The organism is Ilumatobacter fluminis, assembly GCF_004364865.1.
Taxonomy (GTDB): Bacteria; Actinomycetota; Acidimicrobiia; order Acidimicrobiales; family Ilumatobacteraceae; genus Ilumatobacter; species Ilumatobacter fluminis.
Map to the genome: position 1 here is coordinate 1,955,788 of NZ_SOAU01000001.1, position 20,631 is coordinate 1,976,418.

A 20,631-nucleotide genomic window follows, 5' to 3' on the forward strand; every position below is an offset into this window, starting at 1 on the left:
ATCGGAAGCCGCTGAATCGCGCTCATCGCGCGAAGTCGCCGCAGATCACGACGGCGTGAGGTTTTCGAACAATTTTTGCTCAAGGCGCTCATGCAATGGGACGAAAGATCCGGCATGTTCGCATCACGACGGTTTCTTGCCGCCAGCGTCGCCTTTCTGACCGCATCCACCTTCGCCTTCACCGACTCGGCCGCTGCGGCCGGCGACACCTACGTCGTCCGGTCGGGCGACTCGATCTACGGCATCGCCTACGACCAGGGCGTCTCGGTCAACCAGCTCATGTCGGCCAACGGGCTCGAGATCACCAGCGTGATCCTGCCCGGCCAGCGCCTCACGATCCCGGGCGGCGTGACCCCGGCCCCGTCAGCGACGAACTCGGGCGGCTCGTCGGGCGGCGGCACGACCACGTCGTCGAACGGCACGTACACGATCGTCGCCGGCGACTCGCTGTCGCGGATCGCCTCGAAGCACGGCGTCACGCTGGCCGCCCTGCTCACCGCGAACGACCTTCAGATCTCGAGCCTCATCCTGCCGGGCCAGCGCCTCACGATCCCGGGCGGTGGCTCGTCGAGCGGCTCGACCGGCAACTCGTCGAACAACGCCTCGAGCGGCTCGTCGGGTTCGGCCTCGGCGGGCACGGCGACGTACAAGGTCCAGTCGGGCGATTCGCTCTCGCAGATCGCGTCGCGTCACGACGTGCGCCTCGCCGACCTGTTGACGGTCAACGGTCTCCAGATCACGAGCGTGATCCACCCCGGCCGCCTCCTCAAGCTGCCGGCCGGAGCGACGGTCGCCGAACCCGCCGCCACGCCGGCTGCGGTCGCCCCGAGCGCCACGACGACGTCAGGGTCGAACCCGACGTCGTCGGCCACTCACACGGTCGTCGCCGGCAACTCGCTGTCGGGCATCGCCGCCTCGTACGGCGTGACGCTGGCGAGTCTGCTGTCGGTCAACGACATGCGCGTCGACTCGTTGATCCTGCCCGGCCAGACCCTGCAGCTGCCCGCCGGTGCCTCGGCGCCCACGGCGGCGCCGACCCCTGCGCCGACCTCGACGGCGCCGGTCTCGAACGCCGCCCAGTCACGGATCGACACGGTCGTCGCGTACGCCCTGGCGCAGGTCGGCAAGGAGTACGCCTTCTTCACGAAGGGCCCCGACTCGTTCGACTGCTCCGGGCTGACCTTGGCGGCGTACCGCGAGGTCGGCATCAACCTGACGCACTGGAGCGCCGCTCAGGCCAACCAGGGCGTGCGGGTCGATCTCGACACCGACGGCATCCGTGCCGGCGACCTCGTGTTCCAGCAGCGCAACGGCTCACTGGTGATCAACCACGTCGGTATCGCGATCGACGGTCAGCGGTGGGTCCACGCCGTGGGGACGGGCAAGGGTGTCCGGATCAGCGCACTGCCCGACGCCAGCACGATCACGACCGTGCGTCGCTACATCGACGGCTGACGGGGCTCGGCCCGCCGACGGCCGTAGCGTGGTCGGCATGGTGATGGTCGACGAGCGCCGTGACACCGCCGAGGTGTTGCACGGCACCGACCCGTTCGCGGACGGAACGATCACCGAGCCCGTCGTCCGGGTCTGCGAACCGACCCGCCCGGCGATCGTGCTCGGATCCCGCCAGACCGACGAGCTGCTCGATCTCGCCCGGGTCGCCGACGCCGGTCTCGAGGTCGTGCGGCGCCGGTCGGGTGGGGGAGCGGTGTTGCTGCGTCCCGAGGCGATCGTCTGGATCGATCTGGTCGTGCCGCACGGGACGGCACCCGACGACGTCCGTGGATCGATGATCTGGGCCGGCGAGCGCTGGCGTGAGGCACTCGTCGCTCGCGGCGCCGAGCGGCACCGGCTCGACGTGCACGACGGCGGCATGGAGTGCACCCCGTGGTCGGGCCTGGTGTGCTTCGCCGGTCTCGGGCCCGGCGAGATCACCGTCGAGGGGCGCAAGCTCGTCGGGCTCAGCCAGCGGCGCACCCGCCACGGGGTGCGCATCCAGGGGCAGGTGCACCGACGGTCGATCCTCGGTGAGATGCCGGCTCTGTTCTCCGTCGATACGCCGAGCGTCCCGATCGCCGAGGTGGCCACCCTCGCCGACGCAAACCTCGCCGACACAGCCCTCGCCGACGTCACGGCGCACGAGCTGGCGGTGTCGCTGGCCGAATCGATCGCCGGGCCGGCCGGGGCCCGAACGACACCCGTGTAATTCGCGCGCTCCGCGCGAACAGCCGTTCGGCACTCGCGGTGAGATTCTCCCTGCTCACGGCACGTAGCGGGCGATGCTCGGTGAGAATTGGGGGCAATTGGGGGTGAATGGTTGACTTCGGTGAACACTGACGGTCATACTTCGGGCCACGGAAGTGCGACCCGCCGCCTTCCGGGAGCAGGCAGCACGCGCGGGACGAGGCCCAGGAAGGTGTGGAACGAACGTGTTCGTCGGTGAATTCGACCGCAGCGTCGACGGCGCTGGTCGCGTCGCGCTCCCGGCCGAGTTCCGTGAGCGGCTCGGCTCGAGCTGCTACCTCACCGCCCACCCCAAGGGCTACGTGTCCGTGAGCACCGTTGCCGACTTCGACCGCAAGGCCGCCGAGATGCTCGACAAGTACAGCCGTGGCGAGGTGACCGAGGCCGCCGTCCGAAAGATGGGGCGCGACTCCAACCTCGTCTCGATCGACAAGCAGGGTCGCATCACCATCGACGAGGTCAACCGCGGCCGCGCCGGCATCGAGACCGGCGGACAGGCGAAGCTGGTCGGTGCCCTCGACCGGCTCGAGATCTGGCGACCCAGCCGATACGACACGATCACCGACGAAGACGACGTCACCGAACCCAACCGAGTCTGGAACGACACGTGAGTGACGCCGCTCGGACCTTCGACCACGATCCGGTCATGCGAGACGAGATCGTGGAAACCTTCCGCGACGTACCGCCCGGTGTGATCGTCGACGCGACACTCGGCGGCGGCGGCCACAGCGAGGCCCTGCTGGAGTCGCGCGCCGATCTCCGCATCCTCGGACTCGACCGCGATCCGGCGGCGCTCGACGCGGCCACCGCTCGGCTCGAACGCTTCGGCGACCGACTGATGACCCACCGCTGCCGATTCGACGAACTCGACGCCGCCATGGCGCAGCACGAGGTGAGCGAGCTCTCGGGTGCACTGTTCGACCTCGGCGTCTCGTCGCCGCAGCTCGACCGCGCCGACCGAGGGTTCTCGTACCGCAACGACGGCCCGCTCGACATGCGCATGGACACCGATGCGCCGTGGTCGGCGGACGACGTCGTCAACGGCTACGACGAACGCCGTCTCGCCGACGTGATCCGCCGGTTCGGCGACGAGCGCTTCGCGAAGCGGATCGCCGCTGCCATCGTCGAAGCCCGCCCGATCGAGACGACCACCCGCCTCGCGGAGGTCGTCACCACGGCGATCCCGGCGCCCGCCCGCCGCACGGGCGGCCACCCCGCCAAGCGCACCTTCCAGGCGATCCGGATCGAGGTCAACGGCGAACTCGACGCGATCCCCGACGCCATCGACGCAGCGATCGACTCGCTGGTCGTCGGCGGCCGGATCGCGGTTCTGGCGTACCACTCGGGCGAGGACAAGATCGTCAAGGACCGCATCCGTGAGGCGGAGACCGGTGGCTGCGAATGCCCGCCGGAGCTGCCGTGCGTGTGCGGGGCGGTGCAAACCGTCCGCATCGTGCGGGCGCCGAAGCGACCGACCGCCGACGAACAAGCCCGCAACCGACGTGCCACGTCCGCACGGTTTCGCGTCGCCGAGAAGATCGCCGACCGACAGGTCGAGGAGGTCGACTGATGGCATCGCCACTCCGCTCCCTCACGTCGATCCGGTCGACGCCCGGCCGGGCTGCACCCCAGTCGTCGCGCTCGCAACGACCCGACCTGCGCGTGGTGCCCGGCCGTCGACGGTTCGCGTGGTTCGCGATGTTCCTGATGGTGCTGGTCACCGGGCTCCTGCTCGGTGCGACGTATCTGCACACCCGCATCGCCGAGCGCCAGCTCGAGATCGACCGGCTCGACGCCGCGATGCGGACCGCGCAGGAGGAGTTCGACGTGTTGCGAGCCGAACGCGCCGTGCTGCGTTCGCCGACCCGCCTCGCCGACGAGGCGACGGCGCTCGGGATGCACGCCGGTGAGGAGAGCGAGTTCGTGCCGATCGATCCGATGCTGCTCGCCGTCACGATCGCCCAGACCGGACGGCTCCCGACCGCCGACGCGATCGACCCCGGCTCGTACGCCCGTCTCGAACCGCTCGACCAGTTCCGACTGGTGAAGAACGTCTCCCAGGAGGCACCGTGAGTCGCCGCACGCCACCGCCCCGCCCGACCCGTCGGGCTGCGCCACGGGTGCAACCAGCGACTCGACGCGTCCGCGACGACGGCAGCGCCGGCGCGGCCCGCTCCGATCGCCGACCCTCCGGTCGCCGTGACGACGGACGCCGCCCCGACGACCGCCGATCGTCCGGACGCACCCATCGCTCGCCCGAGCCCGACCCGCGCCGTTCCGGCTCCAGCCGGTCGGCTTCCGGCCGCTCGAACGCGAACCGGTCGGGTTCCGGCCGGTCCGACACCGGGCGCTCGACTCCTGCACGTTCGAACCCGGCACGTTCGACGTCGAACCGCAGCCGTCAGGCGCCGCCGCCACGCCGCAAGCGTCAGGTGCGTTTCAACGAGCCGTCGACCGCACCGTCGCGGCTCCACCGGGCGCTGGCTCCGCAGCCTCGCAAGAAGCGTCGCCGCAACGTCGTCGCCGATCAGCCGGCGCCGAAGCGACGGACCGACCGGTTCGGCTTCGGCAGCAGCGCGATGCGCCTGCGACTCCTGCTGCTCGTGCTCGTGCTCGTGCTCGGCTACGTCCTGTTCCGGGTCGGGCGGATCCAGAGCTCCGATGGCGAGTCGTACCGCGTCGCCGCCGCCGACATGTGGCAGCGCGACCGCGAACTGCCCGCCGACCGGGGGACGATCTTCGATCGTGACGGTGAAGAACTCGCGCTCTCGATCCCCGGGTACTCGATCAGTGTCAACCCGAAGCTCGTCACCAACCCCGACGCCACGGCGAGCATGCTGCAAGGGGCACTCGGCCTCGACGAGGACGAGACCAACAGCCTCCATCAGGAGCTGATCGCCCAGACGAAGGGGTTCGTCTACGTCGAACGACAGGTCGACCAGCAGACCGGCGAGGCGATCGCCGAACTCGGGATCAACGGCATCAACGTCGACGCCGAGCCGATCCGCGTCCTGCCCGGTGGTACGACGGGGTGGAGCGTCATCGGCCGCACCAACATCGACGGTGAGGGCATCGCCGGCCTCGAGGCCCAGTACGACGAGCTGCTCACGGGCCAGCCCGGCCAACTCCGCAAGGAGGTCGCACCCGGTGGGCGTTCGGTCGCCGGTTCCGAGGAGATCATCGCCGAACCGGTCCCGGGCAACGACCTGATCCTCACCATCGACCGCTCGATCCAGTTCCAGGCCGAGGAGCAGCTCCGCAAGCGGGTCGAAGAGGTGTCGGCGAAGTCCGGCACGATCGTGATCATGGACACCGACACCGGCGACCTGCTCGCGATGGCGTCGGTCGACCGGAACGACGACGGTGTCGTCGAGGTGACGTCGGGCAACTTCACCGCCGTCAACGCGTACGAGCCGGGCTCGGTCGCCAAGGTCATCACCATCGCCGCCGGTCTGAACGAGGGCTCGGTCGACTCGCAGTCGACGTTCGTCGTGCCGTGGCGCCGCCAGTACGCCGACGACCTCCTGAAGGACTCGCACCAGCACCCCGACGAACTGATGACGGTCGAACAGATCCTCGTCGAGTCGTCGAACATCGGCACGATCGACGTGCAGGAATCGCTCGGCGGCGGCAACTGGGAAGCCGCTCGTGAGACCCACTGGGACTACATGCGGGCCTTCGGCCTCGGCGAGAAGACGGCGCTCGACTTCCCCGGTGAGTCGGCCGGCATCCTGAAGCACTGGACCGATCTGTGGGGTTCGGAGCGAGTCACGGTCGCCTACGGCCAGGGCCTCGCGAGTACGTCGATCCAGCTCGCCACCGCCGTCAACGTGATCGCGAACGACGGCACCTATGTCGCGCCGCGGCTCGTCCAAGGCGTCGTCGGCCCCGACGGCACCGTCACCGACGCCGATCCGTCGGTGACCCACGAGGTGCTCTCGACCGAGACGGCCGAGGAGATGCAGCGCATGATGCGCCAGGTGGTCTGCCGGGGTACCGGGACCCGGGCCCAGCTCGGCTTCGACAGCTTCAGCGTGGCGGGCAAGACCGGTACCGGCCTCAAGTCGCAGCCCAATGGCACTTACCTCAACGAACGTGGCGAGCGCGTGTACTACGCCAGCTTCGTCGGGTTCTTCCCGGCCGAGGACCCACAGATCACGATCCTGATCTCGATCGACGAGCCGCCCGCCGGCGACATCAACCGCTTCGGCGGTACCGCCGCCGCCCCGGTCTTCGCCGAACTCGCCCCGACGATCGTGCACGAACAGGGGCTGCAGCCGCCGCCCGAGGACCAGATGATCGCCTGTTCGTGACGACGATGGCCGAGATCTCACGAAGCCTGATCGAGGCGCTTCCGACCGGAGACGTGGTCGACACCGTCGGCGACGTCACCGCCGTGGTGCCGGTCGACCTCACCCACGACTCCCGTGACGTCGAGGCCGGGTGGGCGTTCGCCTGCGTGCCGGGCGACACCCACGACGGACACGACTTCGCGCCCGCCGCCGTCGACGCCGGCGCGAGCCTGCTGATCGTCGAACGTCGCCTCCCGCTCGACGTCGCACAGCTCGTGGTGACCGACGTCCGTCGCACGATGGGACCCCTCGCCGCGCACGTGCACGGCCGACCCGCCACGAAGCTGCGGATGGTCGGCGTCACCGGCACCAACGGCAAGACCACGACGACCCACCTCGTCGGCTCGATCATGCGCGCCGCCGGCTGGAACGAGCGCGAGATGGGCACCCTCTCGGGCGCCCGGACGACGCCGGAGGCGCCCGACCTACAACGCCGCCTCGCCGGGTACGTCGCCGACGGCGTCGACGCCGTCGTGATGGAGGTCTCGTCGCACGCACTCGCGCTGCACCGCGTGAACGGGGTGCGTTTCGACGTCGCCGGCTTCACCAACCTCGGCCGCGACCACCTCGACCTCCACGAGTCGATGGAGGCGTACTTCCGCGCCAAGGCGTCGCTGTTCACCGTCGATCTCGCCGAGTCCGGCGTGACCAACCTCGACGATCCGTACGGCCGGCTCCTGCTCGATGCCGCTGACATCCCGATGGACGGATACCGGCTCGACGACGCGGTCGACCTCGACGTCACCGTGGGCCGCCACTCGTTCCGCTGGCGCGGGACCGACGTCACGGTCCCGCTCGGCGGTCGCTTCAACGTCTACAACTCGCTGTGCGCGCTCGCGATCGCCGAGCTCCTCGGCATCGACGCCGAGACCGCAGCACACGGGTTGGCCACGATCCCACCGGTGCCCGGGCGCTTCGAGGTGGTCACCGCCGCCGGTGCGCCGTTCGTCGCAGTCGTCGACTACGCACACACCCCCGACGGGCTGGTCGAACTCCTGACGGCGGTGCGTCGCGACGCCGGGTCGGGCCGGGTCATCTGCGTCTTCGGATGCGGCGGCGACCGCGACCGCGAGAAGCGCCCGCTGATGGGTGCGGCGGCTGCCACCCATGCCGATCTCGTCGTGGCGACGTCGGACAATCCGCGACGCGAAGACCCGGAAGCGATCATCGACGAGGCCGTCGGCGGCATCGAACCCCGATACCGTGAGCGAGTCGTCGTCGAAGTCGACCGCCGTGCCGGCATCGCCGCAGCGCTCCGGGCCGCCCGTCCGGGTGACGTCGTGGTCATCGCCGGCAAGGGGCACGAGACGACTCAGACGATCGGCGACACCGCCTACCCCTTCGACGACCGCGCCGTGACGCGCGAACTACTCGCTGACATGAACATCCCGCCATCTCCCGCCCCCGATCCGACCACCGCCAGCAGCGAGGAGGGCAGCGCATGATCGCCGTCATCATCGCCGGCTTCGTCGCCACGCTGATCTCACTGTTCGGCACCCGCTTCCTGATCGTCTACTTCCGCCGCCGCGGGCAGGGTCAGCCGATCCTCGGCGACGAGATCGACATGGGCCCCGACTGGCACAAGCCGAAGGAGGGCACGCCCACGATGGGCGGCCTGGCGATCGTCGTCGCCGCTTTCGTCGGCTGGGTGGTCGCCCACGTCCGCGACCTCGCGTTCTCCGACCAGGCGATGATCGTCTGGGTCGGCATCCTCGCCATGGGTGCGATGGGTTTCCTCGACGACTTCATCAAGGTCCGCAAGCGCCACAACCGGGGCATCTTCTGGAAGCAGAAGAACTACATCACGATGCTGATGAGCTTCGGCATCGCCTGGGCGCTCATCGGCGTCACCGGGATCTCCGAGACGATCTCGCTCGCCCGTGCCGAGGACGGCATCGACGTGCCGGGCTTCGTCTGGGTGATCTGGGCCGGCATCATCATCTGGGCGACGACCAACGCCGTCAACGTCACCGACGGGCTCGACGGCCTGGCCGGCGGCTCGGCGCTGATGGGGTTCGGCGCCTTCACGATCATCGGGTACTGGGCGTTCCGCAACCCCGACGTCTACGCCGAGGTCGTCAACCCGCTCGACATGGGTGTCATGGCGGCCGCCTTCGCCGGTGGTTGTCTCGGCTTCCTCTGGTGGAACGCCGCCCCGGCCCGGATCTTCATGGGCGACGTCGGCGCGCTCGCCATCGGTGCGGCACTCGCCCTGATGGCGCTCACCCTCAACACGCACCTGCTCCTGGTCTTCATCTGTGGCATCAATGTGATCGAAGCCGGGTCCGTCGCCATCCAGATGGGCGTGTTCAAGGCATCGGGTCGCAAGAAGCGTCTGTTCCGCATGTCACCGATCCACCACCACTTCGAGCTCGGCGGCTGGCCCGAGACCACCGTCATCATCCGGTTCTGGCTGATCTCGGCGATCAGCGTCGCCATCGCGCTCGCCATCTTCATCGCCGACTACACCCGGGTGGTCGGCTGACGTGCGCGCCCTCGTGCACGGCCTCGCCATCACGGGGGCATCCACCGTCCGCGCGCTGCAGCGCCACGGGCACGAGGTGGTGGTGACCGACGACTCGATCGACGACGAGAAGCGGGCGCTCGCCGCCGGCCTCGGCGTCGAACTCTCGTCGCCACCGACCGACGGACTGGGGGAGTGGATCGCGGGATTCGACCTGTTCTCACCGGCACCCGGGGTGCCCGAGGGGCACCCGCTCGTCGTCGCGGCGCTCGACGCCGGTGTCCCTGTCGAGAGCGAGATCGAGATCGCCTACCGCTGGGAACAGCAGCGCGCTGCCGGGCCGCGACCGATCCTCGCGATCACCGGGACCGACGGCAAGACGTCGACGACCGAGTTGACGGTCGCGATCCTGCGTGCCGCCGGCCTCCACACCGCCGCGCTCGGCAACACCGACGTCCCGCTCCTCGACGCGATCGACGACGACGCCTACGACGCCTTCGTGGTCGAATGCACCAGCTTCCGCCTCGCGTTCACCACGACGTTCCGCGCCGATGCCGCGGTCTGGCTCAACCTGGCCCCCGACCATCTCAACTGGCACGCCTCGATGGACACCTACGAGGCCGCGAAGGCCAAGCTCTTCGCGCAGCAGCGGGCCGACGACGTCGCGATCGGCTTCGTCGACGATCCCGTCGTCATGCGTCATCTGGCCGCTGCACCGTCGAAGCAGCGGACGTTCGGCACCACGGGGGCCGATTATCACGTCGACGGCGACCGGCTGGTCGGCCCCGCCGGACCGATCGTCGACGCGTCCGTCATGAAGCGCAGCCTGCCGCACGACCGGACGAACGCACTTGCCGCCAGTGCCCTCGTGCTCGAGACCGGCCTGGCCACGACCGACGACATCGCGACGGCGCTGGCCGGGTTCGTGACACCCGAGCACCGGCTCGAGCCGATCGTCGAGGACGACGGCATCGCCTGGTACAACGACTCGAAGGCGACCACACCACACGCTGCGGCGACTGCGATCCGGGCATTCGACTCGCTCGTGCTGATCGCCGGCGGGTCGCGCAAGGGTGTGTCGCTCGCGCCGATGGCCGCCGAACCGCAGCGGTTGCGCGCCGTCGTGGCGATCGGTGAGGCGGCACCCGACGTCCACGACGCGTTCGACACGGCCGTCGATGCCGCCGTGGAGGTCGTCGACGCCGCCTCGATGCCCGAGGCCATCGCGACCGCACACCACCTCGCCCGGCCCGGGGACGCCGTCGTGCTCTCGCCGGGCTGCGCCAGCTTCGACTGGTACCGCAACTACACCGAACGCGGCACCGTCTTCAAGCAACTCGTGCACGACCACCTCGCCGCCCACGCGGCGCGAACCACCGAAACCGACCGTGACGAAACGGACGCCGGAGCCGACCCGATGACGGAGGACCTCACATGACGATCGCGATCAGGCCCGACACCGCCGATGTCCGGGCGCGCCGCGAGGCGGCCCTGGAACGCATCAACGGTGGCCCGAGTCGGCAGAAGCGCTCGGGCGCGCCGAAGCGCGCCAAGCCCTCCCGCCGTGTCGTCAAGACCTCGAAGCCGGCCGAGCGCGAAGTGCTCGGCCCGACGCCCGGCATCTACTACTGGATCGGGCTCACCGTCGCCGCGTTCGTGATGCTCGGCCTCGTGATGGTGCTGTCCGCGACGTCCGCTCGTGAGGTCGCCAGTTCGGAGACGCCGTACGACACGTTCATGCGGCAGTCGATGTGGGCGGCGATCGGCCTCGTCGGCCTGGTGATCGCCCTCAAGGTGCCGTACCACCGGTGGCGCGCCCTGGTGATCCCGCTCGCCGTCATCGCCGCCGGCCTCATGATGCTGCCGTTCGTGCCCGGTGTCGGCGTCACCGTCAACGACGCCAACTCGTGGGTGCGGTTCGGGTCGTTCGGCTTCCAGCCGTCGGAGTTCCTCAAGCTCGCGGCGATCGCGTTCCTGGCCGACCACTTCACGCGCCACGAACACGATCTGCACCTGCCTCGCCACGGGCTCATCCCGCTCGGACTGGTCACGTTCGGCTGCGCCGGCGTCAGCTTCATGCAGGGCGACCTCGGTGCCGCCATCGTCCTCACCGCGGTCTCGCTGTGCGTCGCGCTCATCGCTGGCGTCCCGTTCCGGCACATCGGAGCGATCACCGCAGTCGGCGCGATGGGCGCCATGATCGCCGTGATGTCGAGCCCGTGGCGGTTCAACCGTCTCACGGCGTTCCGCGACATCGAGGGCAACAAGGAGCATCTCGCCTTCCAGTCGTGGCAGGGACTCCTCAGCATCGCCAACGGCGGATGGACGGGCTCGGGCATCGGCGGGAGCCGATCGAAGCTCGGCTACCTCCCGTACGCCCACTCCGACTTCATTTTCGCCGTGATCGCCGACGAACTCGGCTTCATCGGTTCGGTCGCCGTGATCGGCGGATTCGGCCTCATCGTGTGGTTCGGCGTCCAGGCGGCCCTCGCCGCCCCCGACCGCTTCGGCATGTTGCTCGCCGGCGGCATCGCCTGCTGGCTCGGCGTGCAGGCGATCGTCAACATCGGCGGCGTCGCCGGCGTCATCCCGGTGACCGGACTCACCCTGCCGTTCTTCTCGGCCGGTGGTACGTCGCTCAGCGTCTCGATGGTCGCCGCCGGACTCCTGCTCAACGTCGCCAGGCGAGCGATCACCGCACCCCGCCCACGCCGTGCGGCGAAGCGGGCCGGCCGCGCCCACGCGTCGACCCGCACCGGGCGCCCGACCCGTTCGACGGCCCGTGTCTGACGCGCCGTACGCCGTCGTTACCGGCGGCGGCACCTCGGGACATGTCCTCCCGGCGCTGGCCGTGGCGGAAGGGCTCGTCGCACGCGGCCACGACCCGTCGACGATCCACTACGCCGGGTGCGAACGCGGGATCGAGACGCGACTGTTGCCCGACACGCCGTTCCCGCACCACTTCTACGACGTCGACGGGTTCCAACGCAGCCTCTCGAAGCGCAACCTGTCGTTCGTGCCGAAGATGTGGCGCGCCCGCCGCGAGGCGATCGAGCGATTCCGGCCGGCGCCCCCGAAGGTGGTCGTGAGCGTCGGCGGCTACGCATCGATGCCGAGCGTCTTCGCCGCCCGCAAGCTCGGCATCCCGGTCGTCGTCGTCAGCTACGACCTCAAACCCGGACGCGCCAGCCAGGTCGCAGCGAAGCGTGCCGCCGCGTGCGCCGTCGCGTTCCCCGATTCGCCGCTGCCGCGCGCCACCCGCACCGGGGCACCGGTCCGCCGGTCGATCCTCGACGTCGACCGTGTCGCCGACCGGTCCGCCGCTCGGGCCGAACTGGGGCTGCCCGATGATCGGTTCGTCGTCGCGATCATGGGCGGTTCGCAGGGCTCGGGCGTGCTGAACGAGGCGGTGTGGAGCTGGCTCGATCGGGTCGGCGACGACGCGACGCTGGCGATCCGCCACGCCGTGGGTGAGCGCTTCATCGAACGGGCGCCCGACGCCCGCAACGGCGCCGACGGGGTGCTCTACCAGCCGATCGGGTACGAGCCCCGCATGCCGCTGGTCTACGCCGCGGCCGACGTGCTCGTCGGACGCGGCGGGGCGAGCACGGTCCACGAGGTCGCCGCCACCGGGACTCCTGCGGTGCTGGTTCCGTGGGCCGCCTCGGCCGACGACCATCAGACGCTCAACGTGCGGTGGCTCGCCGACGACGGCGCCGCCGTCATGCTGCCCGAGTCCGACGTGGCGCGACTCGGTGACGTCCTGGACGAACTCCGCGGTGACGACGCACGTCGTGACGAGCTCGCCCGCCGTGCCGCCGAGGCCGGTGAGGTGCATCGCAGCGGCGCGCTCGCACGCCTCGTCGAGTCCGTGGCGGACGGCACGGACTGATCGCTCGAGATGCCCGGTGTGCGGGTGCCGATGCCAATAGCCTGATCGCCGTGGTGAACCCCGTCGCCCAGCCCACCCCGCCGCTCGACCTGTCGACGCCGCGCCGCCTGCACGTCATCGGTGCTGCCGGACCCGGCATGTCGGCGATCGCCTTGGCGCTCGCCCAAATGGGCCACAACGTCTCCGGCGTCGATCTGCGCGAACGCCAGGTGCTCGACCGGCTGCGGGCCGCCGGCGTCATCGTCAACATCGGCCACGACCGGAACCACGTCGTCGGGTGCGACGCCGTCACCGCCTCGTCGGCGATCCCCGACACCCTCAACGAACTCGACGAGGCCCGCAAGCTCGGCATCCCGACCCTCAGCCGGGCCGGGATGTTGGCGTCGATGTGCGCGCAGGCGAAGTCGATCGCCGTCGCCGGGACGCACGGCAAGACGACGTCGTCGTCGATGCTGATGCTGATCCTGGCCGAGGCCGGCCTCCATCCGAGCTTCGTGATCGGTGGTGACGTCAACGACATGGGCACCGGCGCCCAGTGGACCGGCGGCGAATGGTTCGTCGTCGAGGCCGACGAGAGCGACGGCACCCACCTCGAACTCCCCCTTCACGGCACGATCATCACGAACATCGACGTCGATCACCTCGACCTGTACGGCACGATCGACGGCGTCGAGGCAGCGTTCGACCAGTACCTCGCCCAGATCCCCGGGCCCAAGGTGGTGTCAGCCGACGACGAGCGCAGCCGCCGCGTCGCCGACCGCCACGGGGCACTCACCTTCGGCCTCACCGAACACGCCGATGTCCGCGCCGTCGACCTCGTCGCCGAGCATGGATCGTTCCGCTTCCGGATCGAGCGCGACGGGCGCGAACTCGCCGCGATCGACCTGCCACTGCGCGGCGAGCACAACGTCGCCAACGCGACCGGCGCGTTCACGATGGCGGTCGAGATGGGCGTCGATCCCGAGGTCGCGGCACGAGCGCTCGCCAAGTTCGGCGGTGTCGCCCGCCGGTTCGACGTTCGCGGCGTCGATGGAGGAGCGACGTTCGTCGACGACTACGCCCACATCCCGACCGAGATCGATGCCGCGCTCCGCGCCGCCCGCGACAGCGGCGACGACTGGCAGCGCATCGTCGCCGTGTTCCAGCCGAACCGCTACCACCGGATGGCGATGATGTGGCGCGACTATGCCGACTGCTTCGAGGTCGCCGACGTCGTCGTGCTCACCGACATCTACGCGTCGGGCACGACCCCCATCCCGGGTGTGACCGGGAAGCTGGTCGTCAACGCCGTGCTCGACGAGCACCCCGACAAGCGGGTCGTCTGGTTGCCGCGACGCGACGAACTCATCGACTATCTCGCTCGAACCGTGCGTGCCGGAGACGTGTGCATCTCGATGGGCTGTGGCGACATCGCCTCGCTGCCCGACGAGGTGCTCGCCGCACGCCGAGGCGACGCATGACCGACCCGACGGCGCCCGCCGACGCGGGCGAGTTCCTGCGGGAACGGTTGGGTGATGCCGTCGTCGCCGATCGGCCGCTCGGGCCGCTGACGACCTACCGCGTCGGGGGTGCCGCCCGCTGGTTCGTCGACGCCCGGTCCGTCGACGACCTGCTGGCCGTCGCAGACGCGCGTCGTCGCACCGGTGTGTCGGTCCTCATGATCGGCCGCGGCTCGAACATGCTCGTCGCCGACGAGGGATTCGACGGCGTCGCCGTCTCGGTCGCCGGGTTCGCCGGCGAGGTCGAGCTCCCCGATCGTGTCGAGAACGGCATGTCCGTCGCACTCTGCGACGACGGCGACCCGGTCGAGGTTCGCGCCGGCGGGGGAGCGGCGCTGCCGGTCGTCGCCCGACGGACCGCCGCTGCCGGCATCCGCGGCTTCGAGTGGGCCGTCGGCGTGCCCGGCTCCATCGGTGGTGCCGTGCGGATGAACGCCGGCGGGCACGGGTCCGACATGGCGGCCTGCGTGATCGACGTCGGATTGATCGACCTCGACGACCCGGATCGTGGCCGCTTCCGAACGGCGGTTGCCGATCTCGGCCTGCGCTTCCGGGCGTCGTCGCTACCGCCGGCGCAGATCGTGCTCGACGCTCGGCTCGCGCTGCACGTCGGCGACCGGGCCGCAGCGGAAGCGGAGATCTCCGAGATCGTCCGCTGGCGTCGCGAGCACCAGCCGGGCGGCCAGAACTGTGGATCGGTGTTCGTCAACCCGGTGCCCGGCGAGGTCACCTCGGGTGGCTTGATCGACGGGCTCGACCTGCGCGGCTTCCGGATCGGGACGTCGTGGGTGTCGGAGAAGCACGCCAACTTCATCCAGGCCGACGACGGCGGGTCGGCCGCCGACGTGCGCGCCGTGATCGAGGCGGTGCGCCGTCGCGTCGCCGAGGCCACCGGCTATCACCTGCGCAGCGAGGTCAGGCTCGTCGGGTTCGACGACACCGACCCAATGTCGTTCGAGGAGGCGCATCCGTGAGCGATCTCCCCGGACACGATCACGATCCCGACCCGGCCGCGCTCGACGAGTTGCGGCGTGCGTTCGGCGACGAGGCGACCCGTCCGACCCAGCCGAACCCGGTCGTCCGTCGAGACGACGAGCCATCCGGTGGCGACCGCACCGAGGCGACGCCGGACGAGCCGGTCGGATCGCCCGAGCTCGCGGCGCTGGCTCGCGGCGTCCGCACCGACCACGAACCCACGCCACCCGGACTCGCCGAGGAGCCGGACGAATCTCACGAGTCGACCTCGGACCCGGAGGAACAAGCGGCCGGCGAGACGATCGAGACCGTCGAAACGGTCGAATCGGTCGAGACGAGGCCCGCGACGCGCTCCGACGGCGAGGAACACGACGACGAACACGGCGACGAACACGACGACGAACACAACGCCGAACCCGGGACCCGGCGTGACGCAGGTCTCGACGACGACGCTGCCGCCGATCAGGACGCGGAGCATCACACGGACGATGACGGCGGCTCCGGCCGCGAGTCCGCCCGCGAGCCCGCCCGCGAGTCAGACGGCGAACACGTCGAGCACGATCCGACCCCGGAAGCCGAGCCTGCGGCCCTCCCCGAGGCCCCCGCACCGACGATCATCCGGATCGACGACTACAGCGGTTCGACCACCATCGATCCCGACGACCCTGGTCCGGCCCGTCTCGGCGAACACACCACGACCGATCGAGCCGACCGCGATGCAGATGGCCGCGCCGATGGTGATACCGCCGGCGGCGGCGTCATCTCGATCTCGGTCGACGACGACCTGCCCGATCCGGTCTACGTCGAGGGCAACCTCGATCGCGACGGCGGCGGCACGATCGTCTTCATCGAGAACGACGAAACCGGTGACACGTTGGCGCCGGAGTCCGAACGCGACATGCGTCGTGGCATCGAGCCTCGCATGCGGGAGCGGCGTGTCGCCGTCAAGCGCGCCCAGGGGCGCCGGCGGCTCAAGCGGGTGCTCCTGATCGTCGGGATCGTCGTGATCGTCGTCGGCGGACTGGCGGTGCTCGGTTCTCCACTGTTCGCCGTTCGCGAGGACAATGTCGAGATCTACGGCGCCGTCTACTCCCGCGGTGAGGAGTTCGATGCCGTGGTCGACGACGCCGTCGGCACGCCGGTGCTCCGCGTCGACACGACCCAGCTCGAAGACGACCTGGAGGCGATCCCGTGGATCGAACAAGCCCAGGTCACGACCCAGTTCCCGTACGGGCTGACGATCGACGTGCGCGAGCGTGCCGCCGTCTCCACCTACCAGGGGCCCGACGGGCGGTTCCGGGTGCTCGACCGGGACGGCCGGGTGCTCGACGTGATCGAGGACGGGTACCCGTACGCCTACGTGCTGATCGGTGGTCCGGACGCCGTCGATCTCGAACCCGGCGAGTTCGCCCCGCAGGGTTACGCCGCGGCGTCCGAACTCGCCAAGAACCTCACCAGCTCGGTGCGCGGCAACGTGGTGCGCATCGAGGTCTTCTCCGACGGGTCGCGCCTCGAACTGCAACTCGACGACGGCTCGACGATCTTCTTCGGTGAGGCGCGCGACATCCTCGCCAAGCTGGTCCGACTCGAGGCGGTGCTCGCCAACGGCGAGGAACGCGAGCCCGGTCTGATCGACGTCTCGACGTCCGATGTCACCCGATGATCGGGTGTGAACCTGACGTTGACGGTCAGGTGACCGTCACGTGGAGGTCGGCCGATGGCGAGGTCGAGACGACCACATCGTCCGACGTCATCGCGGTTCGCGCGGGTTCGGGCTAGCATCCCCCGAAGTACCTGGGGAGACGTGGCAGGATGAAGCGCGTCTGTCCAGGACGGAAACGAACACCCCATGCAGCCGAAGTTCTCTCTACTCTCATCTGACCGCAACCCTCGCCGGAGGTTCTCCTGATGTCCTCGCCACAGAACTACCTCGCGGTCATCAAGGTCGTCGGCGTCGGCGGCGGCGGTGTCAACGCCGTCAACCGCATGATCGACGCCGGGCTCAAGGGCGTCGAGTTCATCGCGGTCAACACCGACGCACAGGCGTTGCTCATGAGCGACGCCGACGTCAAGCTCGACATCGGCCGCGACCTCACGCGTGGGCTCGGTGCCGGCAGCGACCCCGAGGTGGGGCGTTCCGCAGCCGAAGCCCACGACGACGAGATCGACGAGATGGTCAAGGGCGCCGACATGGTGTTCATCACCGCCGGTGAAGGCGGCGGCACCGGCACCGGTGCCGCACCGGTCATCGCCGAGATCGCCCGCAATGCCGGCGCGCTCACGATCGGCGTGGTCACCCGCCCGTTCGGGTTCGAGGGACGCCGTCGTGCGGTGCAGGCCGACAGCGGCATCCAGCGTCTCAAGGAGAAGGTCGACACCCTGATCGTCATCCCGAACGATCGGTTGCTCACCGTCGCCAACGAGAAGACGAGCGTGCTCAATGCGTTCAAGATGGCCGACGAGGTCCTCCTGCAGGGTGTCTCGGGCATCACGAACCTGATCACGACGCCGGGCCTGATCAACACCGACTTCGCCGACGTCAAGATGGTGCTCTCGAACGCCGGCTCGGCGCTCATGGGTATCGGTCAGGCGAGCGGCGACGACCGTGCGGTCGCGGCCGCCAAGCAGGCGATCAGCAGCCCGCTGCTCGAGTCGGCCATCGACGGCGCTCGCGGCATCCTCCTCAACATCACCGGCCCGTCGAGCATGGGTCTGTTCGAGATGAACGCTGCCGCCGAGATCATCCACGGTGTGGCGCACCAGGACGCCAACATCATCTTCGGTGCCGTCATCGACGACGAGATGGGCGACGAGGTCAAGGTCACCGTCATCGCCGCCGGGTTCGACCGGCTCGACGCACCGTCGTCGAGCGGCGGCCTCCAGCTCGGCAACGGTGGCAGCTCGACGCGTATCACCGAGCTGTTCGCCGAACCGGCAGAGACCGACGAACCCGACGATGACGACGACGACGATTTCGACGTCCCGTCGTTCCTGAAGTAGTCGCCGCCGCGACGGCCCGAACGTCACGGTGAGCACCTTCTCCGTCGACTCGGTGCGGGCGGCCCTCGACGAGCTGCACGCACGGATCGAACGCGCCGGTGGCACCGACGTCGAGATCGTCGCGGTGACCAAGACGTTCGGCCCCGAGGCGATCGAGGCGGCGCTCGCCGCCGGCTGCCGGTCGATCGGGGAGAACTACGCCCAGGAACTGCTCGACAAGCGCGAGGTGGCCGCGTCCGCCGAGGTGCACTTCATCGGCCAGTTGCAGAGCAACAAGGTGCGCCAACTCGCCGGCGTCGTCGACGTCTACGAGACCGTCGACCGGGCCAAGCTCGCCCGCGAGATCGCCAAGCGCGCGCCCGGTGCCCGGATCCTGATCCAGGTCGACACCACGGGCGAGCCCGGCAAGGGTGGCGTCCCGCTGGCCGACCTCGATCCGCTCGTCGATCACGTGCGTGATCTCGACCTCGATCTCATCGGTCTGATGACTGTCGGGCCGACCGAGGGTGGGCCTGCTGCCGCGGCGCCCGGCTTCCGGCAGGTTCGTGCGGCCGTCGACCGTCTCGGACTCTCGGTGTGCTCGATGGGCATGACCGCCGACCTCGAGGTCGCAGTCGCCGAGGGCAGCACCCAGGTCCGTGTCGGCACCGCATTGTTCGGGCAGCGTGTCCGCACCCGGAGTGACCAGGAGCGATAGGCTCTCGGGCCGAGGAGGAAGCATGTCTTTCTGGAAGCGTTCGATGGACTATCTGGGACTCGGACCCGATGATGCGTACGACGACTACGACATCGAGGACGACTACGAGCCGGCACCCAACCGTCGACGCGCGCCCGAGCCCGAGCCGCGCCAGCGACCGCCGCGCGAAGACACCGGGTCCGAGGGTGTCGTCCGCACGCTGCCCAGCCGACCCACGTTCCCGTCGCGAGACTTCGATCCGTCCCAAGCCCGTCGTGCTCCCGAGCGAGCCGACGATTCCGGCGTCCAGCCCCGACCGCAGCGCACCACTTCCGGAGGCAACGTGGAACCCACGACCGTTCGACCCCGCCGGTTCGATCAGGCACAGGAGGTCGCCGACAAGTTCAAGGACGGCCAGCCGGTCATCATGAACCTCGAAGGCTCCGATCGCGAGGTCGCCCGACGACTGATCGACTTCGCGAGCGGGCTCTGCTACGGGCTCGACGGTTCGATGGAGAAGGTCGCCAACGGGGTGTACCTCCTCAAGCCTGCGGCATCCCGCGGCGGGCGCTACGACGAGTACGACGACTGATGAGCATGGAACTGACGCCCAGCCAGATCAGCGGTGCGACGTTCCGCACCGTCCGCAAGGGATACGACCCCGCCGAGGTCGACGCCTTGCTCAACGACGCAGCAGCCGCCCTCGAGCAGGCCCAACAGCAGGCCACGGCAATGGAAGCCCGCGCCCGTGCCGCCGTCGCCCGACTCCAGGAACAGCAGCAGGCGGCGTCGCCCGCCGCCGACCCGGCACCGGTCGCCGCGGCACCCGAACCCGACGCACCCCGCACACCGGTGCAGATGGGCGCCGACGAGGCCGAGACGATCTCGCGCACCCTGCTGCTCGCCCAGCGCACCGCCGACACCACGATCGCCGAAGCCGAGACCGAGGCCGACCGGATCCGCACCGCCGCTCGCACCGAAGCCGACGCCACACTCGACTCGACCCGCGAGATGTCGTCGCAGCTCATGGAAGAGGCTCGCACCGAGGCGCGCAAGGCCAGCGAGGCCGAGCGGGTCGCCGCGGCCAACGAGGTCGAGTCGCTCAAGGCCCGCCGTGAGTTCCTGCTCGGCGACGTCGATCAGCTCGAAGGGTTCCTCATCGACCAGCGCGAACGCCTCCGTGGCGCCGCGCGTCAGATCGAGGCGTTGTGCGACCGAGTCCCGTCCGGACTCGGCCAGGTCGCACCGCCGATCGTGTCGGCCTCGAACGACGAGCCGGGCGACGAGACCGGCGAGTTGTTCCTGCCGCCCGAGGCGCGGATGCCCTTCGCCGGGCCCGACGAGCTGGCCGACGCATTGGGCGACACCGAGCTCGCCGACACGAGCGCCTCGAACGGCGACGTCGACACCGGCGAACTCGACGTGACGCAGGCCATCGAATCGGTCGATGCACCCGACCTCCCGGTCCGCGGCCAGTCCGACGGCGAAACGCCCTCGTCCAACTGACCCTCCGGTCCGTTAACCTGGAC

General features: G+C 69.8%; 18 protein-coding genes. All 18 read left to right on the forward strand.

What is annotated here, in order from left to right; genetic code table 11:
* The first annotated feature begins 114 nt into the window (after positions 1 to 114).
* Positions 115 to 1,455 carry a C40 family peptidase gene (locus tag BDK89_RS08835; RefSeq protein WP_166657471.1) on the forward strand — a complete coding sequence of 447 codons (1,341 nt, stop codon included), beginning with the start codon at positions 115 to 117 and terminating at the stop codon, positions 1,453 to 1,455.
* Positions 1,456 to 1,492: 37 nt separating this feature from the next.
* Positions 1,493 to 2,206 (forward strand): lipoate--protein ligase family protein, encoded by a 714-nt coding sequence (locus BDK89_RS08840; RefSeq protein WP_133868603.1) that lies wholly within the window; start codon positions 1,493 to 1,495, stop codon positions 2,204 to 2,206.
* Positions 2,207 to 2,429: 223 nt separating this feature from the next.
* Complete coding sequence (locus tag BDK89_RS08845) at positions 2,430 to 2,855, forward strand: division/cell wall cluster transcriptional repressor MraZ (protein ID WP_133868604.1); 426 nt, start codon at positions 2,430 to 2,432, stop codon at positions 2,853 to 2,855.
* Positions 2,852 to 3,814 carry a 16S rRNA (cytosine(1402)-N(4))-methyltransferase RsmH gene (gene rsmH, locus BDK89_RS08850; protein WP_279586784.1) on the forward strand — a complete coding sequence of 321 codons (963 nt, stop codon included), beginning with the start codon at positions 2,852 to 2,854 and terminating at the stop codon, positions 3,812 to 3,814. The genes BDK89_RS08845 and rsmH overlap by 4 nt, the downstream gene beginning before the upstream one ends.
* Positions 3,814 to 4,317, forward strand: coding sequence for an FtsB/FtsL family cell division protein (locus BDK89_RS08855; protein ID WP_133868606.1), 504 nt, complete (start codon positions 3,814 to 3,816; stop codon positions 4,315 to 4,317). Before rsmH ends, BDK89_RS08855 begins: the two co-directional genes overlap by 1 nt.
* A gap of 359 nt (positions 4,318 to 4,676) precedes the next feature.
* Positions 4,677 to 6,557, forward strand: coding sequence for a peptidoglycan D,D-transpeptidase FtsI family protein (locus tag BDK89_RS08860; RefSeq protein WP_133868607.1), 1,881 nt, complete (start codon positions 4,677 to 4,679; stop codon positions 6,555 to 6,557).
* 5 nt (positions 6,558 to 6,562) lie between these two features.
* The gene (locus BDK89_RS08865; RefSeq protein ID WP_133871030.1) at positions 6,563 to 8,041 is read left to right on the forward strand and encodes a UDP-N-acetylmuramoyl-L-alanyl-D-glutamate--2,6-diaminopimelate ligase; all 1,479 of its coding nucleotides are present in this window, start codon (positions 6,563 to 6,565) and stop codon (positions 8,039 to 8,041) included.
* Positions 8,038 to 9,081 carry a phospho-N-acetylmuramoyl-pentapeptide-transferase gene (mraY, locus tag BDK89_RS08870; RefSeq protein WP_133868608.1) on the forward strand — a complete coding sequence of 348 codons (1,044 nt, stop codon included), beginning with the start codon at positions 8,038 to 8,040 and terminating at the stop codon, positions 9,079 to 9,081. Before BDK89_RS08865 ends, mraY begins: the two co-directional genes overlap by 4 nt.
* 1 nt (position 9,082) lies before the next feature.
* On the forward strand, positions 9,083 to 10,498 hold the full coding sequence (murD, locus tag BDK89_RS08875; protein WP_133868609.1) for a UDP-N-acetylmuramoyl-L-alanine--D-glutamate ligase: 1,416 nt from the start codon (positions 9,083 to 9,085) through the stop codon (positions 10,496 to 10,498).
* Positions 10,495 to 11,850, forward strand: a complete 1,356-nt coding sequence (locus tag BDK89_RS08880; protein WP_133868610.1) for an FtsW/RodA/SpoVE family cell cycle protein — start codon at positions 10,495 to 10,497, stop codon at positions 11,848 to 11,850. Before murD ends, BDK89_RS08880 begins: the two co-directional genes overlap by 4 nt.
* Entirely contained in the window at positions 11,843 to 12,952 is a 1,110-nt protein-coding gene (locus BDK89_RS08885; RefSeq protein WP_166657472.1) for a UDP-N-acetylglucosamine--N-acetylmuramyl-(pentapeptide) pyrophosphoryl-undecaprenol N-acetylglucosamine transferase, read from the forward strand. Before BDK89_RS08880 ends, BDK89_RS08885 begins: the two co-directional genes overlap by 8 nt.
* A gap of 50 nt (positions 12,953 to 13,002) precedes the next feature.
* A complete protein-coding gene (gene murC, locus BDK89_RS08890; protein WP_133868612.1) occupies positions 13,003 to 14,412 on the forward strand; it encodes a UDP-N-acetylmuramate--L-alanine ligase in 1,410 nt (469 codons plus the stop codon).
* Positions 14,409 to 15,425 (forward strand): UDP-N-acetylmuramate dehydrogenase, encoded by a 1,017-nt coding sequence (murB, locus tag BDK89_RS08895; protein WP_133868613.1) that lies wholly within the window; start codon positions 14,409 to 14,411, stop codon positions 15,423 to 15,425. The genes murC and murB overlap by 4 nt, the downstream gene beginning before the upstream one ends.
* Complete coding sequence (locus tag BDK89_RS08900; protein WP_133868614.1) at positions 15,422 to 17,089, forward strand: cell division protein FtsQ/DivIB; 1,668 nt, start codon at positions 15,422 to 15,424, stop codon at positions 17,087 to 17,089. Before murB ends, BDK89_RS08900 begins: the two co-directional genes overlap by 4 nt.
* Positions 17,090 to 17,334: 245 nt before the next feature.
* Positions 17,335 to 18,426 carry a cell division protein FtsZ gene (gene ftsZ, locus BDK89_RS08905; protein WP_133868615.1) on the forward strand — a complete coding sequence of 364 codons (1,092 nt, stop codon included), beginning with the start codon at positions 17,335 to 17,337 and terminating at the stop codon, positions 18,424 to 18,426.
* A gap of 28 nt (positions 18,427 to 18,454) precedes the next feature.
* Complete coding sequence (locus tag BDK89_RS08910) at positions 18,455 to 19,123, forward strand: YggS family pyridoxal phosphate-dependent enzyme (protein ID WP_133868616.1); 669 nt, start codon at positions 18,455 to 18,457, stop codon at positions 19,121 to 19,123.
* Between the two features lie 22 nt (positions 19,124 to 19,145).
* Positions 19,146 to 19,694, forward strand: coding sequence for a cell division protein SepF (locus tag BDK89_RS08915; RefSeq protein WP_133868617.1), 549 nt, complete (start codon positions 19,146 to 19,148; stop codon positions 19,692 to 19,694).
* On the forward strand, positions 19,694 to 20,608 hold the full coding sequence (locus BDK89_RS08920) for a DivIVA domain-containing protein (RefSeq protein WP_133868618.1): 915 nt from the start codon (positions 19,694 to 19,696) through the stop codon (positions 20,606 to 20,608). The genes BDK89_RS08915 and BDK89_RS08920 overlap by 1 nt, the downstream gene beginning before the upstream one ends.
* Positions 20,609 to 20,631: the final 23 nt, after the last annotated feature.

Excerpts from the sequence above, each read along its gene's own strand:
- murB (WP_133868613.1), top strand. The coding sequence starts at position 14,409 with ATGACCGACCCGACGGCGCCCGCCGACGCGGGCGAGTTCCTGCGGGAA.
- BDK89_RS08835 (WP_166657471.1), top strand. The coding sequence starts at position 115 with ATGTTCGCATCACGACGGTTTCTTGCCGCCAGCGTCGCCTTTCTGACC.
- BDK89_RS08915 (WP_133868617.1), top strand. The coding sequence starts at position 19,146 with ATGTCTTTCTGGAAGCGTTCGATGGACTATCTGGGACTCGGACCCGAT.
- BDK89_RS08865 (WP_133871030.1), top strand. The coding sequence starts at position 6,563 with ATGGCCGAGATCTCACGAAGCCTGATCGAGGCGCTTCCGACCGGAGAC.
- BDK89_RS08840 (WP_133868603.1), top strand. The coding sequence starts at position 1,493 with ATGGTGATGGTCGACGAGCGCCGTGACACCGCCGAGGTGTTGCACGGC.
- BDK89_RS08855 (WP_133868606.1), top strand. The coding sequence starts at position 3,814 with ATGGCATCGCCACTCCGCTCCCTCACGTCGATCCGGTCGACGCCCGGC.
- mraY (WP_133868608.1), top strand. The coding sequence starts at position 8,038 with ATGATCGCCGTCATCATCGCCGGCTTCGTCGCCACGCTGATCTCACTG.
- BDK89_RS08920 (WP_133868618.1), top strand. The coding sequence starts at position 19,694 with ATGAGCATGGAACTGACGCCCAGCCAGATCAGCGGTGCGACGTTCCGC.
- BDK89_RS08880 (WP_133868610.1), top strand. The coding sequence starts at position 10,495 with ATGACGATCGCGATCAGGCCCGACACCGCCGATGTCCGGGCGCGCCGC.
- ftsZ (WP_133868615.1), top strand. The coding sequence starts at position 17,335 with ATGTCCTCGCCACAGAACTACCTCGCGGTCATCAAGGTCGTCGGCGTC.